We start from the raw sequence: 17,574 nt of genomic DNA, 5'->3' as shown, positions 1-17,574 counted from the left end.
TTCAAGGCCTGTGCGTCAGAACACCCTGCCGTCGAAGGTCATCTTGCGCACGCCCGTGTACGCCCCGGTGTCGTCGACGACGTAGATGCTTATCACCGGCGCACCCGAATCGGCCAAGGTGATGTGGTCCACGCGGGTACCGGCCAGCGCGGCGGGGGACTGTGCGATCACCGATACCAAGGCGTCGCGGTTCACGTAGGTGAGGTCCATGTCCGTGTTGCCGGCCACCGACGCGGGTTCGTCGGACGGAGTGAGAGTGCCGCGGAAATCGAAGTTCCGGAAGTTCCCTGATCCGTCGACGCGGCCGACCACCGCTCGATCGGGGTAAAAGGTGGCAACCCGCACCGGCTCGGAACCGTACGTCGTCACGAACGACGCGAAGACGTCGTCGATGCCGGTGGGAGTAAACGGAGAATCGGCAGGCTCGGTGCTTGCTGTGAACCGTTCGACCACGTCGGCCGGTGGCTCGAGCGGACCGCGTTGGGCTGCAGCCAGTGCAATCGCGCCCGCCACCGCCGCAGCGGCCAGCGAAACGTAGAGCACTTTTCGTCGAAAGGTCACGTGGGGAGATTTCACGTGTGCACGAGGTGCAGGTTCCTGTAGATCGCCGATCAACGACGCCAACTCGACCACCGTCGTGGCAGTTCGCGCTTGCTCGGTGCGATCGAAGTATTCGGCGGCGCCCAGCTGTCCCTCGGCGTAAGCGGCGTCGAGTCTGGCGCAGGCGTCGATACGATCCGTATCGCGTGCGCGGGTGGCCGGCGTCTTGGAAGAACTCACAGGTTCCAATGATAATTGCTGGTCGCCATGCCCCCAGCCCCCAAAATGTGTTCATCGTGACCCTCCCGAGCCGTCCGTCGCAGCGCCGACGCACGTACGCTGGTCAGGTGCGGATACAGCGGCAAGTTGTGGACTACGCGCTCGCGCGTCGGTCTGTGCTGGCCGAAGTGTCTGCGGGTAGGACCGACGTCAAGCAAGTGTGTGACGCCGATCCGTACCTACTCAGAGCCGCGAAGTTCCACGGCCGGGGCAGCGACGTCGTCTGCCCCATCTGCCGCAAGGAACAGTTGACGCTCGTGTCCTGGGTGTTCGGCGACAAGCTCGGCCAAGTTTCGGGATCCGCCCGAACCTCGGACGAGCTCGCTCGGCTTGCGGAAACAGCAGAGGAGTTCACGGTGCACGTTGTAGAGGTGTGCCGTACCTGCAGTTGGAACCACTTGGTGCAGTCCTATGTGCTCGGCGCAGTACCTGCGCCGCCGCGACCGCGGCGAGCACGCCCACCAAGCCGGCGCACCGCCAGCGAGTAACGCCACACCCGAAGAAGGGCCCGATCGAAGTCTGCACGTGATCGGTCCGTGACCACTGGAGATTTGATTCGTGAGTTCCCCCAGCAACAACAACCCGGGCGGCAACAACCCGGGTGGCCGTCCCGTCGGTCCCAACCGTCCCGCCGGACCTCCTCAGGGTCGTCCGCCGCAGGGACGTCCCATGGGTCCGCCGCCCCAGGGACGTCCTCCGATGGGTCCGCCCCCTCAGGGTCGTCCGCCGCAAGGCCGTCCGATGGGGCCCCCGCCCCAGGGGCGCCCGCCACAGGGTCGACCTTCCGGCCCGCCTCCTCAGGGCCGTCCTGCCGGACCCCCGCCGCAGGGTCGTCCGCCGCAAGGCCGACCTTCCGGCCCACCGCCACAAGATCGCCCTGCCCGCGCTCAGGCGAACGAACCGACCCAGCGCGTCGCGGCAGCAGCAGCGACCACCCGTACCAACGCGGGCACCCGCCCGCCGGTCGGACCTCCGCCGACGAAGCCGCCGACTGGTGGCTCCGGTGGGGGTGGCAATGACGGACAACCCCCGAAGGGAAGAAAGAGCACCGTGAAGAAGAAGTCCAAGTGGCGCACAGTTCGCCGCTCGGCCTACGTCTTGGTGGCGCTCGGTCTTGTTCTGCCCGTCCTTGCCTTCATGGCGGCGTACATCGTGCAGGACGTCCCCAAGCCCGGTGACCTCAAGACCAATCAGGTGGCGACGGTCTTCGCCGCCGACGGCACCACGGTGATCAGTACTGTCGTCCCGCCGGACGGCAACCGCGTCGAGGTTTCGCTCGATCAGGTACCGCTTCACGTTCGGAACGCCGTTCTGGCCGCAGAGGACCGCGATTTCTACTCGAACCCGGGCTTCTCGATCTCCGGTTTCGCACGCGCAGCACGAGACAACGTCCTCGGTCGCGACAGTGCCGGTGGTGGCTCGACCATCACGCAGCAGTACGTGAAGAAGGCGCTCGTCGGCTCGGAGCGTTCGCTGACGCGAAAGATGAAAGAGCTTGTCATCGCCTCGAAGATGGCAAACGAATGGTCCAAGGACGACATCCTCGCCGCGTATCTGAACACCATCTACTTCGGTCGCGGTGCCTACGGCATCGGCGCAGCGTCCAAGGCGTACTTCGGTAAGCCCGTCGACCAGCTGACCATCGAGGAAGGCGCCGTCCTGGCGTCGTCGATTCAGCTTCCGTCGCTCCTCGATCCCGAGACCAACCCGACCGGCGCGAAGTCCCGTTGGGATTACGTGCTCGACGGCATGGTGTCCGCAGGCACGCTGGATCAGGCCGCGCGCACGCCGATGCAGTACCCCGCCTACATCCCGCTCGCCCAGGTCGACAACAGCAGCCAAGGCTCGACCGGACCCGAAGGCCTGATCAAGCGTCAGGTGCTGAAGGAGATCGGCGACGCCGGAATCAGCGAGCAGTTGCTCAACACTGAGGGCTTGCAGATCACCACGACCATCGACCCGCAGGCTCAGGCCGCAGCGGTCGAGGCAGCCCGTTCCAACATGCAAGGCGAGCCGGAGAACCTGCGCACCGCAGTCGTCTCGGTCGACCCGAAGACCGGGGCGGTCAAGGCGTACTACGGCGGTGAGGACGGCGCGGGATTCGACTTCGCGAATGCCGGACTTCAGACCGGTTCTTCGTTCAAGGTGTTCGGCCTCGCAGCCGCCCTGGATCAGGGAATTCCGCTCTCGCAGATGTACGACAGCTCGCCGCTGACCGTCAACGGCATCTCCATCGGCAACGTCGAAGGTGAAAGCTGCGGCACCTGCACCATCGCCGAAGCCCTCAAGCGTTCACTGAACACCAGCTTCTACCGCCAGATGCTCAGCCTCGACGGCAACGGCCCGCAGGAAATCGCGGACATCGCTCACAAGGCAGGCATTCCGAAGGACATCCCGGGCGTCGGCCCGTCTCTCACCGAGGCTGACGGTTCCGGTCCCAACAACGGCATCGTGCTCGGCCAGTACCAGGCCCGCGTGCTCGACATGGCGTCGTCGTACGCGACGCTCGCCGCGTCCGGCACGTATCACGCACCGCACTTCGTGCAGAAGGTCGTCGCGGCCGACGGCACCGTGTTGCTGGACCGCGGCGCACCCGCGGGTGAGGATCGCATCGACGCTGCCGTGGCGGACAACGTGACGGCAGCGATGCAGCCGATCGCGGCGTACTCGCGCGGTCACAACCTGGCCGGCGGACGTCTGTCGGCGTCGAAGACAGGTACCGCGCAGCTCGGTGACACCGGAGCCAACAAGGACGCATGGATGGTCGGCTACACGCCGTCACTCTCGACCGCGGTCTGGGTCGGAACTCCCGACGGTGAAGCGATCACGAATTCGGGTGGCGCGATGATCTACGGCTCGGGTCTGCCTTCGGACATCTGGAAGGACACGATGGACGGCGCCCTCGAGGGCACCGACAACGAGAAGTTCCCGACGCCGGGCAAGATCAACGGCCAGGCCGGTGGTGTTCCGGAGTACACGGCTCCCGCACCGCCCAAGACGTCGGCGCCGCCGACCACCGCACCGACGACGACGGAAACCACTCCGCCGCCCGTGGTGACGACGACGCAGGTCGAGGTTCTGCCGGGCATCACGATTCCGATCCCGGGAATCTCCAGGCCGACGACGACCACGCCGCAGGTACCAGGGGCAGGCGAGACCACCGAGGAAGAACCGGCAGGTGTGAGCCCCGGCCAGTAGTTGGAGGGTGGTCGGTTCGAAAGACGGTAACCTCGCGGAGTGGCCGCGAATGCTGATGATGCCGAACCGACCTCCCCCGCTCCGCTGGCCGAAGATCGTCGTTCGGCGGATTGGCGGGACGTTCCCAGTCGCAACGACGCGATGGTGTCTGCGCTGTCGGGAACCGTCGGCGGTCCGGTAGGTCGTCACGCACTGATCGGACGCACTCGCTTCTTCACACCGATGCGAGTGATCCTTCTGCTCGCCGTGGTTTTCTTGGCTTTCGGCTGGTTCGCCAAGGCGGGCTGTATTCAGCAGGCGCCGGTCGGCGAGAGCGGGCAGGTCGGCCTCGACTGGAGTGGCAGCCGTCAGTACGTGGCGATGTGTTACTCCGACACCGTTCCGCTGTACGGAGCCGAGCGCCTCGATCAGGGAGCATTCCCGTACAAGACGTCGTGGGAAGAAGTACGCGGAGACGGTTCGATCCAGTTGCGGTACATGGAGTATCCGGTCATCTCGGGGCTCTATCAGTACGGCGCAATGAAAGTAGCCAAGGCGTGGGATTCGATCACCTGGCTGCCGGGCGCGATTCAGGTGGCGCTCTATTTCAACGTCGTGGCGTTCGGGTTGGCGTTGGCGTGGCTGGTCACCGTGTGGGCGAGCACCCTGCTGGCCGGACGACGAGTGTGGGACGGCGCGCTGATCGCCTGTTCCCCTTTGGTGATCGTGCACGTGTTCACGAACTTCGATCCTCTGGCGACGGCGTTCGCGGCCGGTGGGTTGTTGGCGTGGGCACGCAAGCGGCCCGTGCTCGCGGGAATCCTGCTCGGCCTGGGCGGCGCCGCGAAGCTCTACCCGCTGCTCCTACTCGGACCTCTCCTCGTCTTGTGTCTGCGAGCGGGCAAGACGAGGGACTGGCTTGTGACCGCACTCAGTGCCGTCGCGGCATGGCTTGCGGTGAACCTCCCGATCGCCGCGCTGTACCCCCATGGTTGGTACGAGTTCTTCCGGCTCAACTCCGAACGCGGGGCCGATCCGGATTCCCTCTACAACGTGATCGCGTCGTTCACGTCGTGGAAGGGCCTCGACGGTCCTCTCGCGCAAGGTGAGTCGCCGTCGAATCTCAACGCCGTCTCTCTGCTGTTGTTCGTTGCCGTCTGCGTCGGGGTCGGATACGTCGCCCTGACGGCGCAGCGTCGTCCGCGCGTTGCGCAGCTGTGCTTCCTGCTCGTGGCAGGCTTCCTGCTCACCAACAAGGTGTGGAGCCCGCAGTATTCGCTGTGGCTGGTGCCGCTGGCCGTGTTGGCCTTGCCGCATCGCAGACTCCTGCTCGCGTGGATGACCATCGACGCCCTGGTCTGGGTTCCACGAATGATGTATTACCTCGGGGTGTCCAACAAGGGTCTGCCCGAGCAGTGGTTCACCGGAACCGTCGTGATCCGGGACATCGCAGTGCTGGTTCTGTGCGCGCTGGTGGTGCGGCAGATCTACCGGCCGTCGGAGGATCTCGTGCGGTACGGGTTCATCGACGATCCGGCGGGCGGCGTTCTCGATCAGGCACCGGACAACCAACCTGCCTGGCTACCAGGTTGGTTGAAGCCGTCCAAGGCGAAGGAACCGGGTCCCGTCACGGTTTGAGGTCACCGCCTGTTCCCTACCAGGGTCCGTGCGCCGGCTGACGCGGGTCAGTTCATCCAGAACTCGACCGCCGCTTCCCTGCTCAACTCGCCTCCGCTACTGGAGATGACCAATCCGGCGGAGGTGAGCTTGTATGTCACGTCCTTGTTGGTGACGGTGAATCCGTTGCCGGTGGGGGTTGGATCGTCGAGTTCGATGGTGGCGCCGTCGCTCAGCCGTTGACCCTTGTAGTAGTAACGGCCAACTCCGGTCTCACAGATCACGATTCGGGATCCGGTCGTGACGGCAATGGCGACGGCAGGATTGCTGGAGTTGCAACTGGGACCGCCGGAGATGAAGCCCTGACGGTCGGTGCCGGAGACGGTAGGCGCCGGACCGATCGAGGTTGTGACTTGTGGGGGTGTCGTCGTTCTCGGCGCTGTGGTGGGTGCACTCGGTGCCCGAGTCGTGGTCGTGGAGTACGAGTACGGCGTCGTGTAGGTGAAACTCCGCGAACTCGCCTCGTTCGCGGCGTTGCCGAAAGCGGCCGCGAGCAGCCCGAAGAACGCGATCCACACCACCACGGCCAGGATGCCCAGTGCGGTGAAGATGTAGCCGATGATCAGTCCGGCAAGAGCGAGTCCGTCACCTTCTTCGCCGGTCCGCTTGATCTGGCCGCGTGCGATGTGCCCGAAGACGATCCCCAACGGCGCGATGAGGAAGGCGAAGACGAGAGCGAGTACCGCGAGCGTGTTCGTCGGCCGCCTGCCGTACGGATCAGGCTGCCCGTACGGAGCCGGTTGCCAATTCTGATTGCCCTGGTACCCGTACCCACCCTGATCGCTCATGAGGTGAATCTTGGCATGGACTTCGTCGAAGAGTGCAGGTGATGGCTAGTTTCGGGTACGTGTCTCCAGCTGAGGTGCGATGGTCGGCCAGTCGTCGTCGGTCATCGCGAACAGTGCCGTTGTGCGCCAACTGCCGTCGACGCGTCGTCGGTGCTTGCGCAGCAGGCCCTCGAACTGAGCGCCGAGCTTTGTGATCGCTGCCCTGGACTGTTCGTTGAACTCGTCCGTATGCCACTCGACGCGTACGGCTTCGAGCTGGTCGAAGGCGTGACGAAGCAGGAGCAGCTTCGATTCGGGATTGATCCCGGTTCCCTGAACCGATCGCGACAACCACGTGTATCCGATTGCAAGACTGCGGTTTACCGGGTCGATCTGGTACATGGACGTAGTGCCGACCACGGCGTTCGTCGCGATATTCACCTGCGCGAAGGCGATCCGATTCGGGTCGTCGACGGCTGCAGAGATGTACTTCTCTGCCTGTTCCCGATCGGTGATCGGCGCCGCGGTCCAACGAAAGATCGCCGGGTCGTCAGCAGCTGCGAGCAGAGCGTCGGTGTGCGCGATGCCCAAGGGTTCGAGTTGGACACGATCACCGGTCAGCGTCGGTGATTCGAACCACGATGCAGTCATCAGGCGTGCTCCCGTGAGTGAGTCGGAAGGTTGTTGTCGGAGTTGACAATCTGATCGGTCCCACCGGCAAGCGGATACCGCAACGGGACTCGCAGGAACAGGAAGAAGAACACGGCGAGCAGGATGACGTGGCCCCACACACTCGCCTGGACGACGGCTTCGTACTTGCTCGGATCGAGATTCATGTCCAGTTGGTAGAAGTACCGGAAGACGCCGATGCCCAACGCTGCATCGACGATCAGATAGGCGACGATCCAGAACCACCGGATCTTGAACAGTACGAGGAAGGGCAGGATCCACAGTGTGTACTGCGGTGAATTGACCTTGTGCAGCAACACGAATCCGCACAGCATCGCGGCACTGACTGCAATCCACGGAAAGTAGCCGTCGCGGACGTAGCGGCGCCAACCCAGATACATCGCGAGCGCGAACGACAACAGGATCATCACCGGGGACAGGATGCTCACCAGTGCGTCGTAGTCGGCGTTGAGTTCGCGAACTCCGAAACCGTAGAACGGGCGCAACCCCCAGAACCACACTGAGTTGGTGGTGATGTCCGCGCTTCGCTTCTCTTGGAAGCTGAACGACGCGCGCCAGCCCTCGTACGAGATGAGGGCGAACGGCAGGTTGACCAGGACCACGGTGCCGATCGCCGCGCCTGCCGTCATCAGCGCCCCACGAACGTCGTAGCGCTTGCTTTCAGTTCCGTGCAGGAGCACGTAGGCCATGAGCGGCAGCACGAACATTCCCGGGTACAGCTTCAAGCAGAAGCCGATCGCCAGGATGACGGCCGCCAGAATCGCGCGAGCTCGCAGCGGGATCCGCTCGAACGTCATCAGGAAGATCGCGCCGACGCTGGTAGCCACCACCGGGAGCTCCCAGTTGTGGAATGCATACAACACCAGCGGCGGTGTTGCCGACCACACGAGCGCGTACGCGCCGCTCATCTTGCCGAGCATCCACGCGGTGAGCAGTCCGAAAGGAGCCAGGATCAGTGCCGAGTGCAGAAGGAAATCAGTGTCGGTGTGTGAGCCGATTCCGCCCAGCCACATCAGAATCCCGCTGAGCACCGGGTACTCGACGGTTCCGCCGGTCAGGAACCCTTCGGGGGTTATCCCGCCGGTGACGAAGGGGAACAGATGCTGATCGATACCTCGTCCGAGCCAAAGCAACTGAATGTCGGAGTAGCAGACGTCGATGTTCTTGTTGACGTCGAAGTTCAGGCTTCGCCCGTCGGGAGCGAACGGTGCGCCGCCGCATCTGGCCTTGTTGAAATAGCCCAGCGCCATCGTCAGGCCGCACAATCCGACGACCAACGCCAGGATCGACGCCGGGGTCTTGCGGTCTGTTCGCATAATTCTCACCCTAGGGGGCGGAGTGGCTTGCGGGGCGACGCGTCTGCGCCACGCGTCGCGTATCGACCCGATGATCCTCCCTGAGGGGCGGGACGATTTCCCTGGTCAAGGCCCCTCGTGTAACCTACGAGGGTTGCTGACGCAACGACCCTCCTGCCACGGATAGTCCGTGGCCGTTTTCACTTAGTCCACAGGAGGTGATGAGGTCTTATGCGTCATTACGAATTGATGGTCATCCTTGACCCCAGCCTGGACGAGCGCACTGTCGCTCCTTCACTGGATACGTTCCTCAATGTTGTGCGCCAGCACGGCGGCACGATCGACAAGGTCGATGTCTGGGGTAAGCGTCGTCTCGCCTACGAGATCCTGAAGCATGCTGAAGGTATCTACGCGGTGATCGACATCAACGCCACTCCCGCCACCGTCGCTGAGCTCGATCGTCAGCTCGGTCTGAACGAGTCGGTTCTGCGCACGAAGGTTCTGCGCCACAACAAGTAATTACTGTCGGTAGCGAGCTCTACTCTCGCGCCCAACGGTCTTACATCAATGCAGGAGGAACCACATGGCTGGCGACACCATCATCACCGTCATCGGAAACCTGACGGCTGATCCTGAACTTCGTTTCACCCCGGCGGGTGCCGCGGTTGCAAACTTCACGGTTGCTTCCACGCCCCGCACCTTCGACCGTAATTCCAATGAATGGAAAGACGGCGATGCACTGTTCATGCGCTGCAATATCTGGCGCGAAGCAGCCGAGAACGTCGCGGAGAGCTTGACCCGTGGCTCACGAGTAATCGTGAGCGGCCGGCTCAAGCAGCGTTCGTACGAAACTCGCGAGGGCGAAAAGCGAACTGTCGTCGAGCTCGAAGTCGATGAAATCGGTCCTTCACTGAAGTACGCCACGGCAAAGGTCAACAAGGCCAACCGTGGCGGCGGCGGTGGAGGCGGCAACTTCGGCGGTTCCTCCGGCGGATCGGGTGGCGGTCGTCCGAGCGCTGCACCTTCGGGTGGAGACGATCCTTGGGGCAGTGCGCCTCAGGCTTCGGGCTCCTTCGGTGGTGCGGGCAGCGACGAACCGCCCTTCTGATCCGTACCTGATCAGGAACATCCAGAAAAGAGCAAAGACATGCCGAAGCCGCCCTTGCGCGACAAGGTTATGAAGAAGAAGGTCTGCACCTTCTGTAAAGAGAAGAACACGCAGATCAACTACAAGGACACGACGTTGCTGCGTAAGTACGTCAGCGATCGCGGAAAGATCCGTGCTCGCCGTGTCACCGGCAATTGCGTCCAGCACCAGCGCGACGTTGCCATTGCCGTCAAGAACTCACGTGAGGTAGCACTGCTGCCTTACGCCACCGTGGCTCGCTAAGGAAAGGGAGGAAAGAACATGAAGCTCATCCTCACCGCTGACGTGGACAACCTCGGTGCGCCTGGCGACACCGTGGAGGTCAAGGACGGCTACGGCCGTAACTACCTGCTCCCCCGCGGACTGGCAATCGTCGCCACTCGTGGCGCCGAGAAGCAGGTCGAGGGCATCCGTCGTGCACAGGAAGCGCGCGCTGTGCGCGGCCTGGATCACGCCAAGGAGCTCAAGGCAGCTATCGAGGGCCTCGCGTCCGTAACACTGACGGTCAAGACCGCCGGTGGCTCGGGCAAGCTCTTCGGTTCGGTTACCGTCGCTGACGTCGCTGCTGCGATCAAGGCTGCCGGTGGACCGGTTGTCGACAAGCGCTCCATCGTGTTGCCGAAGGCTCACATCAAGAACACGGGCAAGCACGCCGTGGTCGTGAACCTGCACCCCGATGTGGTTGCCAAGTTCAACCTGAACGTCGTCGGCGCATAGTCGACTGTTCGTCTCGTCGGGCCCCGCACACTTCGGTGTGTGGGGCCCGACGTTTTGTTTCGGGGTGCGGTGTGCCGCCTGGCAGCGTCCCGAATCGGACCTGGGGATAACTCTCACACTGTGATGTTCGACTTGGTGATCAGTGACGAATCGGGCGAGGCAACACGCCCGACACGCCGACGCGCCGACTGTGGAAAAACTATTTTCATCAACAGGCCTGTGAAATTGTGGATAGCCATCTACCTGGTCTTTTATAGTTACTTGGCAAAGTAGTCCCCAAATGCTCCACAGGCGGTGCACACCGTGGGGCGGGAGTTTCCACAAAGCATCCACAGGTTTATCCACAGTCCGGTTTGTATGCGGACCTACTAGTCCCTAACGTCATCTCGGCGTCTATCTACAGTCCGGCCGAATGCGGCTAGGGGATGTCGGTGGGGGCAGGTACAAATGATGAGGGCGCTGCGGTTTCTGGCAGTGTCGTCGAGTGTTTTACGGGAAGGTCTCGCTTGTGGCTGTTGTAGATGATCGAGGACCTTCCGACTTCTCAGGGCCGGACTACCCGGGCCCTCCCGAGGCCGAGCCCGACCAGGAGTTCGGACGCCAGCCACCTCAGGACATGACTGCCGAGCAGTCGGTGCTCGGCGGCATGCTGCTGAGCAAGGACGCCATCGCTGACGTCCTCGAGGTACTGCGTCCGGGTGACTTCTACCGGCCCGCCCACCAGTCCGTCTACGACGTGATCCTGGACCTCTACAGCCGTGGCGAGCCTGCCGACCCCGTGACGGTTTCCGCCGAGCTCGACCGTCGCGGTGAGCTTCGTCGTATCGGTGGTGCTGCCTATCTGGTGACCCTGACCCAGACAGTGCCCACGGCGGCCAACGCCGCCTTCTATGCCGAGATCGTGGCCGAGAAGTCCGTGCTGCGTCGTCTGGTCGACGCCGGTACTCGCATCGTCCAGTACGGCTACGCCGGCACCGAGGGCCAGGACGTGGCCGAGGTTGTCGACCGCGCGCAGGCCGAGATCTTCGAAGTCACCGAGCGCCGCACCACCGAAGACTTCGTACCCCTGACCGAGCTCCTCCAGCCCACGATGGACGAGATCGACTCCATCGCCAGCCGCGGCGGAATTTCCCTCGGTGTGCCCACCGGATTCAAGGATCTCGACGAGATCACCAACGGTCTTCACGCTGGTCAGATGATCATCGTCGCGGCTAGACCTGGTGTGGGCAAATCGACCCTTGGAATGGATTTTTTGCGTTCCTGCTCCATCACGCACGGCATGGCCAGCGTCATGTTCTCACTGGAAATGAGCAAAACCGAGATCGTCATGCGTCTGCTGTCCGCAGAGGCAAAGATCAAGCTCGGTGACATGCGCTCCGGCAAGATGACCGACGACGACTGGACCAAGCTCGCACGTCGTATGAGTGAGATCAGTGAGGCGCCGCTTTTCATTGACGACTCCCCCAACCTCACGATGATGGAAATTCGCGCAAAAGCGCGGCGGCTCAAGCAGAAACACGATATTCGCTTGATCGTGATCGACTACCTCCAGCTGATGAGCTCCGGCAAAAAGGTCGAGTCCCGCCAGCAGGAAGTTTCCGAATTCTCCCGTAGCCTAAAGCTTTTGGCGAAGGAGCTCGAAGTTCCGGTTGTCGCGATCTGTCAGCTCAACCGTGGTCCTGAGCAGCGAACCGACAAGCGTCCTCAGGTCGCCGACCTTCGTGAGTCCGGTTCCCTCGAGCAGGACGCCGACATGGTGATCCTGCTGTACCGCCCCGACGCGACGGAGCGAGACGATCCCCGTGGTGGCGAGGCCGACCTGATTCTGGGTAAGCACCGTAACGGCCCGACCGCGACAATCACTGTGGCGCACCAGCTTCACCTCTCGAAGTTCGTCGATATGGCGCGGGGATAGCTGCTGCCGCCGCTATCGCCTGAAGGTGGGACGGATTTCAGATCTTGTGGGATTCTGCGACAAGCACCAATCCGATTCCACTAGTGCCGAATTCGGTTTGTCTACAGGTGTGGTAGTGCTGCGGTGAGGAAGACGGCGCCGAAGGTGATTCCGGCAATGCCGGTGAGGATCCCGACCACGCCGGCGGTGTTGTCGCCCAGATCGCGTCCGGGGGTGTCGGGTCGGCGCGCTGCCAGGGCGGTTCCGATGGCGGCGGCACCGAGGAGGATGCCGAGGCCGAACATCCAGAACGTCAGTATCGAGAGGGCACCGAGCATCAACGCCATGTCGCTGTATTCGTCGCTGGTGATAGGACGGTGGTGATCCCACCAATCGGGTGGGGTGTGCGCGCGGGATTCGGTGTTGCCGGTGTTGTCGGATTGTTCGTGCGGGGGGATGGTGGATGCAGTCATGACAGCTAAAGGGTTCTCGTGCTAATTCTTTCGTGTGGTGGATGTGCTGGTGTGCGCCACGGGTGTGCAGTGGGAGATCGAAACGATGGTGGGGTGAGGCCCGAGAACCCATCGCGTGTCCTCGGGAGTCACCCCACCATCAAACGGTGTTTGGGCCAGCCAGATCAGGCTTCGATCTGCACCTGTGTTTTCGCTCCGGCGTTATCGGTTCGGGAGGGCGGTCCGGAAGAGACCTCGATCCTCCGCGGTTTCGCCTTCTCTGCGATCGGCAACGTCACCGTCAACACGCCGTTGTCGTACGAGGCCTCGATCTGTTCGGCGTCGATGTCGTCGCTGATCGACAGCTGCCGTCTGAATGTTCCGGCGAAACGTTCACTCGCCAGCCAGCTCACACCCTCTGCGGAGAGGGCAGTGCGGCGCGCGGTCAACGTCAGGGTCGATCCGTCGATGTGCACGTCCACTGATCCTGGGTCGACGCCGGGAAGATCGGCGTGCAGGACGTACTGGTCTTCGACCTTGTAGAGGTCCATCGGCATGAACCGTGGACTGCGTCCGTTGCCGGTTCCCGCGGCGAGAACGGACTTGGTGATCGCGTCGATGTCGGTGAAAGGATCGAAACGAAGCACAGCAACACACCTCCCATGTCGTGAAAAGAAAGGTCACCGCCACTGTGGCGGTCGACCGAACTCACTGTGCGGGAACATGATAACCACACGAATTAGCACTCTGCAACCGAGAGTGCCAGATCTTTGGGGAAGTGTTCCGGTCCCTGAAGATCGCAGCAGCGGGGTAGCGCGAGAAACGGTTGCTGCGCTCGGGGTGGGGATAAATTGGAAACAGTCGAAGTCCCGATGCTGTGCACCACCCAAGCCGAAATTCAGTTGCGCACGGCCGTGTTCCGGGGCAATGCAACCCATGTCGGGATGACGCTGCGTTACCTGATTTCGGCGAAAGCGGTGGCCACCTTCGACCTCGATTCGGGCACCGCGGTATGGCACTTCGTCAGTAGCGGCGGTGCGGCAATGGATCCGCCGGAGCCCCGACTCTGCGTGTGCGAGTCGGGGCGTATGACCGACGTCGGCATTGAGCACACAACACCGATGACCCACTATCCGTGCGCAGTCGACGTTAATGTCGTCCACACATCTTCAACCATAAACAGTACAATCGGTATAAATTGTGTTTAGTCGCCTTCGATGCCAAGAAGTGACATGGTCGTTGCATGGCAAGGTGAACATCTTGGTCGTCAGGCTAGCTGCGCAGTAGCCGCGGTGGCTGGGAAGGTGGCCCGTGACTGGTATCTGGTTTGCAGATGTCTGTTTCAAATGTTTTTGCGAGATAGGTCTTTTCCCGATGTATGCGGGTGGATCGGGGATCGAACATCGCGGGTGCTCGTTCGTCGGAGTCGCTGCGACCGATGTCGGTGTTCGTGCACACACCGAACCGACTGTAAGGGAAAACACTTCGGGCACCGTCAAATCTTGCTCATCACAATGGAACTGGGACTTTCGACCCTGTCGGCCACAAACAGTGCGCAAATAACCTACGTCGGGTCGGGGGCACCCGTTCCGTTTGAGGGGGCAAACAATCGGGCGGGTGTTCGTCAAGGCAAGGCCATGTCACCCTCTCTGGTCTCCTTGCCGGGCCCTGGGCTGTGCGCGCCCAGAAGTCCGAGAAGTGCTCAGGGCCCGCCGATACGGGGATCGACAAAGCGATGACGAAAGGTTCTGAAATGAGCCGAAGGAGCGATCGGCGATCGACAAGTTCTGCTCGCCGCCTGGCCACGCGAACTACTGGTGTCAGAGGTTCGGCGTGTAAGCCGAACTTGCTCACGGCAAAAGATCTGAGGGCTGTAATCGATTCCCTCACTGGAGCTCTCGCTGCTGAAGAATCGAGTGCGGACATCGCACCTCTCGCCTGAAATCCTCCGCTGTCGACGCCAACTGACAGACAGTTCTGAATCGCACCGGTATTTTCGGAGCAGGACAGCATATTCGAACTCACACTCGCTGTCAGACGCGACGGGTAGTAGTCACAGAAGTAGGTGGAAGATATCGAAGGCGACTGTCCATTGGGCTGTGCCGGGGTTTTTGCGGCCCGGTTCAACCGTGGCGAAGGTATGCGCCAGCGCTACGCTCAACCCTCCTGCGATCAGCGGCAGTCGTTGCTCGGTCTCCTCGGAGAGGGCCACGTCCAAGGGTGGGCGGGCCGTGAGCTGATCGAGCAGCGGCTGAAGTTCGATCTCCTCGTCGAGTTTTTCGAACCGGTGGATGCTCTCCTGTAATCCCTTGGTGATCGGCAGGTCCCACGGTTCGATCACGTCGCGCAAGTTTGCTTTCGCGGAGGCTTTGCCCATCAGGATCACGTCGTAGATCTTGTCGTCGATGAAATCGGTATAGCGCTTGAGGTCGTTCCGGTCGACCTGCAGTCCAGCCGCTGCCCTGAAGAACCGCTGGAATTTCACGGTGCCCATTACTGGCATGTCGTCAGCTCCTTTCGAAGTATTCATGGATTTGGCGTACGGCCATCGCTCCTTCACCGACGGCGGATGCGACTCGTTTCACCGAGCCGCGGCGGATGTCGCCGGCCGCGAACAGGCCGGGCAGGCTGGTTTCGAGTGTCCTGGACAGACCGTTGCTGCTCGGCAGGTTGCCGTCTACTCGGGCGTGGATGGCGTCCATGCCGGTGAGGACGAAGCCGTGGTCGTCGAGTGCGATCGCGTCGGCAAGCCACCCGGTGTGCGGTACCGCCCCGATGAAGACGAACAGGGCGCGCACCCGAATCGTGTCCTGGTCGCCGGTGCGATTGTCCTCGACCGCAATTGCTTCGAGGTATTTCTCGCCGTGGACCGCACGAATCTCGGTGTGCCGGTGCACGGTGACCCGCGGATGGTGTTCGATCTGGTCGACCAGGTATCGGGACATGCTCTTCCCGAGGTCATCGCCGCGGATGAGCAGGTGCACCTGTGAGACGTGCTCGGCGAGGAAGACGGCGGCCTGGCCGGCGGAGTTGCCGCCACCGACGATGGCTATCGGGTCGGTGCCGCATGTCCGTGCTTCCTGATGCGTTGCGGCGTAGTACACGCTTGTTCCTTCCAGCGCCTCGATCCCCTGAACGGCCAACTTGCGGTACCGCGCCCCGGCGGCGAGCACAACGGCCCGGGCGTGCACCGACCCGCCGTCCGCCAGTCGGAGCACATGGTTCCCGGCCTCGGATCCCAAACCGGTCACTTCTGCCGACACCAGGATGCGGGCGCCGAACTTCCCGGCCTGGAGCACGGCTCGTTCGGCCAATTCGGAGCCGGAGACCCCGGCGGGGAATCCCAGATAATTCTCGATCCGGGATGAGGTACTGGCTTGCCCGCCCGCAGCGATCCGCTCCAACGTCACCGTGTTCAACCCGTCCGAGGCGCCGTACACCGATGCGGCCAGGCCGGCCGGTCCGGCACCCACGACGACGAGGTTGTAGACGTCCTTGGCTGCGTCCGCGACGGGTGCCGGGACAGGAAGCCCGACGACGCGTGCGAGTTCCGCATTCGTCGGATTGCGCAGCACCTTCTCGCCGTGCCAGATCACGACGGGTGTGTCCTCGGGTGCGACGTTCAGGCTGCGTAGCAGTTGCTCCACTCGTTCGTCCTGTTCCAAGTCGAACCACTTGTGGGGCAGACGGTTTCGCATCGCGAACTCACGAAGTCGCAACGTATCCGGGGAGAAGCAGGAGCCGATGATCCGGAATCCGGAGCCGAGCCCGATCAGCAAGTGCCGACGCACAAGGTAGGCGCGCAGGATCAAATCGCTGAGCACGGGATCGTGGGCAATCAGCTCGCGTACCTGCTCGGCCGGGACGACGAGTATCTCGCCGTCCTCGATCGCTTCGGCGGTGAAGAACGCCACCTGACCTTCCAGGAGTCCGAGCTCGCCCAGGAAACGCCCAGGACCGTGCACGCGCAGTATCCGGCGCTCGCCGTCCGCGTCGCCTTCGTCGACGACTGCGACCTTTCCGGAAAGGACGACGACGAAATCGTTGTCAGGCGCGCCTTCTCGGATCAGCACCTCGCCGGCGTGAACCGGTCGACGCGAGCCACCGACCTCGAGCTTCGCGACCTGGTCGTCCGTCAGCCGCGGGAAGGCGCCCTCCTCGTCCGGGGTCTCGTCGTCGACCGGCGGGCTGTACCCGATGGGTGAGGCGCCCTCAGACGAAGTTCTGGTCGACATAACACCACCGCCAATCCTCGCCGGGCTCCATCGACTGGACGATCGGATGCCCGATGGCGTGAGCGTGAGCACTCGCGTGCCTGCCCGGCGAAGAGTCGCAGCAACCGACGTGTCCGCACGTCAGGCACAGCCTCAGATGCACCCACGGGGTGCCGAGGCGAAGACATTCCTCGCAGCCCTGCGGGGTACGGGGCACCACGGCCCGGATCGCGGTTACATGTGGGTCCGCATGGACAGGACTCATGACTTCGCCTCCTCGCCGGCATTTTCCGAGAGCGCCTGATCGAGCCACGTGCGCAGCTGGGGGACCGGAGCTGCGCCCGACTGGCGAGCGAGAACCTCACCCCGGTCCATCACCAGCAGAGTCGGCACGGCGCGGACGGTGAATCGTTCAGCCGTCCGGGGTGCAGCATCGACGTCGACCTTGACCAGCTTGATCTGGCCGACGTGTTCTCTGGCGAGCTGCTCGAGCGCGGGGCTGACCATGCGACACGGGCCGCACCACGTCGCCCACAGATCCACGAGCACAGGCACCGAGGATTTTTCGACGATCTCCGCGAAGTCACCGTCTCCCGCCGCGGCGATCCAGGGCAGCGGCTCGTGGCAGTTGCCGCAGCGAGGTTTTCCTTCCCCTGCTCCCGGGATGTTGTTGGTCTTGCCGCAGTTCGGGCACTTCACCTTTTCGGATCCCATGACCAGTTACC

General features: G+C 62.8%; 19 protein-coding genes. 9 read left to right on the top strand and 10 right to left on the bottom strand.

The window, feature by feature from the left end:
- Positions 1–15 precede the first annotated feature (15 nt).
- Positions 16–780 carry a DUF1707 SHOCT-like domain-containing protein gene (locus ACSW29_RS00775; RefSeq protein ID WP_317826983.1) on the bottom strand — a complete coding sequence of 255 codons (765 nt, stop codon included), beginning with the start codon at positions 778–780 and terminating at the stop codon, positions 16–18.
- A gap of 107 nt (positions 781–887) precedes the next feature.
- On the opposite strand from ACSW29_RS00775, the gene ACSW29_RS00770 reads away from it, so the two are divergent.
- From ACSW29_RS00770 to ACSW29_RS00760, 3 genes are all read left to right on the top strand, one after another.
- Positions 888–1,307 carry a DUF5318 family protein gene (locus ACSW29_RS00770; RefSeq protein WP_042448217.1) on the top strand — a complete coding sequence of 140 codons (420 nt, stop codon included), beginning with the start codon at positions 888–890 and terminating at the stop codon, positions 1,305–1,307.
- Between the two features lie 562 nt (positions 1,308–1,869).
- A complete protein-coding gene (locus ACSW29_RS00765; RefSeq protein ID WP_448276123.1) occupies positions 1,870–4,017 on the top strand; it encodes a transglycosylase domain-containing protein in 2,148 nt (715 codons plus the stop codon).
- Positions 4,018–4,056: 39 nt separating this feature from the next.
- Positions 4,057–5,634 carry a glycosyltransferase family 87 protein gene (locus ACSW29_RS00760; RefSeq protein WP_448276122.1) on the top strand — a complete coding sequence of 526 codons (1,578 nt, stop codon included), beginning with the start codon at positions 4,057–4,059 and terminating at the stop codon, positions 5,632–5,634.
- 47 nt (positions 5,635–5,681) lie between these two features.
- On the opposite strand, the gene ACSW29_RS00755 is transcribed toward ACSW29_RS00760, so the two are convergent.
- From ACSW29_RS00755 to ACSW29_RS00745, 3 genes are read right to left on the bottom strand one after another with little or no spacing between them, the layout of a single operon-like run.
- Positions 5,682–6,461, bottom strand: a complete 780-nt coding sequence (locus ACSW29_RS00755; protein WP_448276121.1) for a DUF4190 domain-containing protein — start codon at positions 6,459–6,461, stop codon at positions 5,682–5,684.
- Positions 6,462–6,506: 45 nt separating this feature from the next.
- Positions 6,507–7,091 carry a GNAT family N-acetyltransferase gene (locus tag ACSW29_RS00750; protein WP_448276120.1) on the bottom strand — a complete coding sequence of 195 codons (585 nt, stop codon included), beginning with the start codon at positions 7,089–7,091 and terminating at the stop codon, positions 6,507–6,509.
- A complete protein-coding gene (locus ACSW29_RS00745; RefSeq protein WP_347872346.1) occupies positions 7,091–8,446 on the bottom strand; it encodes a glycosyltransferase family 87 protein in 1,356 nt (451 codons plus the stop codon). Before ACSW29_RS00745 ends, ACSW29_RS00750 begins: the two co-directional genes overlap by 1 nt.
- A gap of 210 nt (positions 8,447–8,656) precedes the next feature.
- On the opposite strand from ACSW29_RS00745, the gene rpsF reads away from it, so the two are divergent.
- The 5 genes from rpsF to dnaB all read left to right on the top strand — a co-directional run bounded on the left by rpsF (position 8,657) and on the right by dnaB (position 12,204).
- Positions 8,657–8,944, top strand: a complete 288-nt coding sequence (gene rpsF, locus ACSW29_RS00740; protein ID WP_003941237.1) for a 30S ribosomal protein S6 — start codon at positions 8,657–8,659, stop codon at positions 8,942–8,944.
- Positions 8,945–9,008: 64 nt separating this feature from the next.
- Positions 9,009–9,533 carry a single-stranded DNA-binding protein gene (locus ACSW29_RS00735; RefSeq protein ID WP_003941248.1) on the top strand — a complete coding sequence of 175 codons (525 nt, stop codon included), beginning with the start codon at positions 9,009–9,011 and terminating at the stop codon, positions 9,531–9,533.
- Between the two features lie 39 nt (positions 9,534–9,572).
- Positions 9,573–9,815, top strand: a complete 243-nt coding sequence (rpsR, locus tag ACSW29_RS00730; protein ID WP_003941245.1) for a 30S ribosomal protein S18 — start codon at positions 9,573–9,575, stop codon at positions 9,813–9,815.
- Between the two features lie 18 nt (positions 9,816–9,833).
- A complete protein-coding gene (gene rplI / locus ACSW29_RS00725; RefSeq protein WP_448276119.1) occupies positions 9,834–10,289 on the top strand; it encodes a 50S ribosomal protein L9 in 456 nt (151 codons plus the stop codon).
- Positions 10,290–10,797: 508 nt separating this feature from the next.
- The gene (gene dnaB / locus ACSW29_RS00720) at positions 10,798–12,204 is read left to right on the top strand and encodes a replicative DNA helicase (RefSeq protein ID WP_019746049.1); all 1,407 of its coding nucleotides are present in this window, start codon (positions 10,798–10,800) and stop codon (positions 12,202–12,204) included.
- Between the two features lie 101 nt (positions 12,205–12,305).
- Here dnaB and ACSW29_RS00715 read toward each other — a convergent pair whose 3' ends face one another.
- Both ACSW29_RS00715 and ACSW29_RS00710 read right to left on the bottom strand, forming a co-directional pair.
- Entirely contained in the window at positions 12,306–12,656 is a 351-nt protein-coding gene (locus ACSW29_RS00715) for a hypothetical protein (RefSeq protein WP_317826977.1), read from the bottom strand.
- A gap of 164 nt (positions 12,657–12,820) precedes the next feature.
- Entirely contained in the window at positions 12,821–13,282 is a 462-nt protein-coding gene (locus ACSW29_RS00710) for an Hsp20/alpha crystallin family protein (protein ID WP_317826976.1), read from the bottom strand.
- A gap of 204 nt (positions 13,283–13,486) precedes the next feature.
- Here ACSW29_RS00710 and ACSW29_RS00705 point away from each other — a divergent pair, with 204 nt between their 5' ends.
- The gene (locus ACSW29_RS00705; protein WP_448276118.1) at positions 13,487–13,843 is read left to right on the top strand and encodes a hypothetical protein; all 357 of its coding nucleotides are present in this window, start codon (positions 13,487–13,489) and stop codon (positions 13,841–13,843) included.
- Positions 13,844–14,688: 845 nt separating this feature from the next.
- On the opposite strand, the gene ACSW29_RS00700 is transcribed toward ACSW29_RS00705, so the two are convergent.
- From ACSW29_RS00700 to trxA, 4 genes are read right to left on the bottom strand one after another with little or no spacing between them, the layout of a single operon-like run.
- On the bottom strand, positions 14,689–15,129 hold the full coding sequence (locus tag ACSW29_RS00700; protein ID WP_448277386.1) for a DUF1931 family protein: 441 nt from the start codon (positions 15,127–15,129) through the stop codon (positions 14,689–14,691).
- 13 nt (positions 15,130–15,142) lie between these two features.
- On the bottom strand, positions 15,143–16,870 hold the full coding sequence (locus tag ACSW29_RS00695; protein WP_448276117.1) for an FAD-dependent oxidoreductase: 1,728 nt from the start codon (positions 16,868–16,870) through the stop codon (positions 15,143–15,145).
- Positions 16,848–17,114 carry a UBP-type zinc finger domain-containing protein gene (locus tag ACSW29_RS00690; RefSeq protein WP_007735548.1) on the bottom strand — a complete coding sequence of 89 codons (267 nt, stop codon included), beginning with the start codon at positions 17,112–17,114 and terminating at the stop codon, positions 16,848–16,850. The genes ACSW29_RS00695 and ACSW29_RS00690 overlap by 23 nt, the downstream gene beginning before the upstream one ends.
- Positions 17,111–17,563, bottom strand: coding sequence for a thioredoxin (gene trxA, locus ACSW29_RS00685; RefSeq protein WP_269576628.1), 453 nt, complete (start codon positions 17,561–17,563; stop codon positions 17,111–17,113). Before trxA ends, ACSW29_RS00690 begins: the two co-directional genes overlap by 4 nt.
- Positions 17,564–17,574 lie beyond the last annotated feature (11 nt).

The organism is Rhodococcus sp. GB-02 (assembly GCF_053470465.1).
This window is presented reverse-complemented; position numbering and strand designations above follow the sequence as displayed.